Below are 2,891 nucleotides of genomic sequence, written 5' to 3'. Positions count from 1 at the left end.
CTCCGCGCCGGGGGACCGGGCGCGGCGGCGCGGAGTGGCGGGGATGGCGAGAGCGGGCCGGGGGCGGTCCCGGAGTGCATTCGGGGCGACAGCGGAGTCGGGGCGGGTTGCTCGTGCGAGTTCCCAGCTCCTCGCGGGCTTTATGGAAGGGGGCCCTGGAGATGGATCTTCTTCACTTGATCCATATTCTCGGGGGTGGCGAGTTCGCCGTTCCGGTGCGCGGAAAATCGTGGATCCGTGCGGGACTTGGACGCCCTTGCAGCCCTTATCCGAAATCTGTTGAAACGGGAAAGGTCGATTAGGGGGCGTGGGGCTGAAAGTGGAATGGTGATCGTGACCGTGTGGGGCGGCCGGGGTGAACGGTTCGGCTGACGGATCGTCGGCCGAGGGATCACCGGGCCCGTCAACTCCCCTTCAATATGGCCGAGTTGCGGTCGCTCGCCGTACGGGGCGCGTGGTTAGCTTCCTTCTGGGACGCCAGGGGGGCATAAGGTCCGGACTTGCTCATGGCGGTCCCTGTTCTTCGGGGGGAGAGCGTCTTCGGGACGCGTTCTGCCGCACATCTTCTCCTTCCTGCACGGCCCTGCGCATATCCGCGCAGTAACCTCTCAGGGAAGGCTCATCCATGATCATGCGAAAGGTGGCTGCCGGGCTGCTCGGCGCGGCGGCCCTGACCGGTGCGGGTCTCGTCACCGCGGCACCCGCACAGGCCGACACGGTCGTTGGTATCTTCTATCTGCACGCCAATTACGGCGGTTCCACCTACACGGTCACCGCCGGCGGTACCACGTCCTGCACCGCCACGACGAGTGACTCGGACTTCACGTCCGGATTCAGCAGTGCCTGGAACGACCAGGCGTCGTCGCACCGCGGCTTCGCCAACTGCGCGATCAAGGTGTACGAGCACGCGGGCCAGGGCGGCGCCTCGCTGCCCTACTACGTGTCGACGTCGGGCTACGGCGTCCTGAACGACCAGGTCAGCTCGGCCAGATACTCCTGACGGATCGGTCCGTCGCTTCCGGCGGACGGATCGGCCCGGCGGTGCCGGGAGCGGGGTTCGGTCCCGTCTCCCGGCATCGCGTTCGCATGTGCACCACCCACGGGGAACAGCACGGCACACGCCGTACACGGGAACAGCACGGTGCACCACCCACGGGGAACAGCGCGGCGCACGCCGTACGCGGGAACAGCGCGCCATGCGCGGCACCCGGAGGCGGTACACGGAGAACGGCGCGACACACGCGGCATCACGGATGCGCGGACGCACCAGCGTACGAACGTAGGGGAGAGCGATGCGGGCACGGACCGGTGTCAGGGGGATCGTCAGGGGGATCGTCGCGGCGGCAGTGGCGTTATGGGGCCTCGCCGCCTGCTCGGACGGTGGGGGCGGTGACGACGAGCCGCCGGAGATCAGGACGATCCCCACGGTGAGGAGCTCGGCGGACCTCCCGGCCCTGCCCATGGAGCAGTACGTCTTCAGCGGCGATGACCTGCGCGCCTACACCCAGGCCGGTGCCGTGCTCTCGCGGCGCTGCATGGAGCGCTTCGGGATGAACTGGATCTCGGACAAGGACGCGACCCGCGACCTCCCCGACCTCACCGTCGACCCGACCCGCTACTTCACGATCATCGACGCCGACGCCGCCCGCGAACACGGCTACGCCGACCCCCGCGGCGACGGCGACGGACAGCGGAAGACGAGCGGCTCCTACGAGCCGACGGACGCGGAACGCTCCGTCTACAACGGCTCGGCGAAGAACGTCACCGACACCTCCGGACGCCGGCTCGGCAAGGGCGGCTGCGCCGCCGAGGTGGACAAGAGGCTGGACGAGGGCGGCGTGAAGGGCATCGACGCGCTCAAGGTCGGCAACGAGTTCTACACCCTGTACGGCAAGGTCCAGCGGGACAGCCGGGTGACCGAGGCATTCGAGAAGTGGTCCGCCTGCTTGAAGAAGAAGGGCTTCACCTACGCCACCCCGATGGACGCCGCGAACGACCCCGAGTGGGTCTCGGGCGCCGACACCAAGGCCGCCGTCTCCGTGGCCACGGCGGACGTCGCCTGCAAGCAGCGGCTCAACACCGTGGGCATCTGGTACGCGGTGGCGGAGGCGTACCAGCGCGCCTACATCGATGAGAAGGCCGAGCACTTCGCGGACGTCCTCGCCACGAAGAAGGCACTGGTCAAGAACGCGGCGGACGTCATCGGAGGGGCCGAGTGAGGACGGCGCGGGCCGGTGCGGCCGCGGCGGCGCTCGTGCTGATGACCGTCCTGGGCGCCTGCTCGGACGACGGCGGCACCGACGGTCCCGGCGAGGCGAAGGGCTCCGCGGGCAGCGCCGAGCGCGGGGCCGGAGCGTACAAGGACTGCCTGGCCGCACATGGCGTCGAGATGTCCGGGACGACCGTCGAGGAGGACGGCGTGGACCCGGCGGCGCTCGGACGCGCCTACCGCGAGTGCCGCGACGCCGCACCGGACGGGGTGAAGGTCCCCGTCACGGCATGGGAGTTGGGGCTGCTGCGGGACTTCGTCTCCTGCATGCGGGACAAGGGGCACGACGGGTACGGCGACCCCGACCCGCAGACCGGCGAGTTCGCCCTGCCCGCCGACAGCGAGATCGACAAGGACGCCGAAGGGCAGTGCATGGCCCGGGCCGAGCAGAAAGCCGGGCAGTGAGCACCATGACGGACCAGCCGGACGGCGAGGCCGTCGAGGAGGACGACCAGGGGGGCGACCAGGAGGGCGGCCAGAGGGGCGACGAAGAGGGGAACGAGGAGGCTCTCGCGCAGGGCGGCCACGAGGAGCCCGCAGGGAAAGCCGGAGAAAGCCGTAGAGAGGAACCCGGAGAGGGACCCGGGCAGGGCTCTGGAGAGGAACCCGGAGTGGGCTCTGG

Annotated in this window: 3 protein-coding genes and 1 pseudogene; all 4 read left to right on the top strand. The window is 69.6% G+C overall.

The window, feature by feature from the left end; genetic code table 11:
• Window positions 1–625: 625 nt before the first annotated feature.
• Entirely contained in the window at window positions 626–1,000 is a 375-nt protein-coding gene (locus tag AOK15_RS33665) for a hypothetical protein (protein WP_055522109.1), read from the top strand.
• A gap of 292 nt (window positions 1,001–1,292) precedes the next feature.
• Window positions 1,293–2,219, top strand: a complete 927-nt coding sequence (locus AOK15_RS33660) for a hypothetical protein (RefSeq protein ID WP_055522108.1) — start codon at window positions 1,293–1,295, stop codon at window positions 2,217–2,219.
• The gene (locus AOK15_RS33655) at window positions 2,216–2,674 is read left to right on the top strand and encodes a hypothetical protein (protein WP_055522107.1); all 459 of its coding nucleotides are present in this window, start codon (window positions 2,216–2,218) and stop codon (window positions 2,672–2,674) included. The genes AOK15_RS33660 and AOK15_RS33655 overlap by 4 nt, the downstream gene beginning before the upstream one ends.
• A gap of 5 nt (window positions 2,675–2,679) precedes the next feature.
• Window positions 2,680–2,891 (top strand): annotated as a pseudogene (locus tag AOK15_RS46220) (hypothetical protein); the annotation flags it as partial.

This window comes from Streptomyces ossamyceticus (assembly GCF_001418475.1).
Lineage (GTDB): Bacteria > Actinomycetota > Actinomycetes > Streptomycetales > Streptomycetaceae > Streptomyces > Streptomyces ossamyceticus.
Note: the sequence above shows the minus strand (reverse complement) of the source record. Positions and strands in the feature narration are given on the sequence as shown.

What these genes read in the sequence shown, in the direction of transcription:
- AOK15_RS33665 (WP_055522109.1), top strand. Translation starts at nt 626, where the DNA reads ATGATCATGCGAAAGGTGGCTGCCGGGCTGCTCGGCGCGGCGGCCCTG.
- AOK15_RS33660 (WP_055522108.1), top strand. Translation starts at nt 1,293, where the DNA reads ATGCGGGCACGGACCGGTGTCAGGGGGATCGTCAGGGGGATCGTCGCG.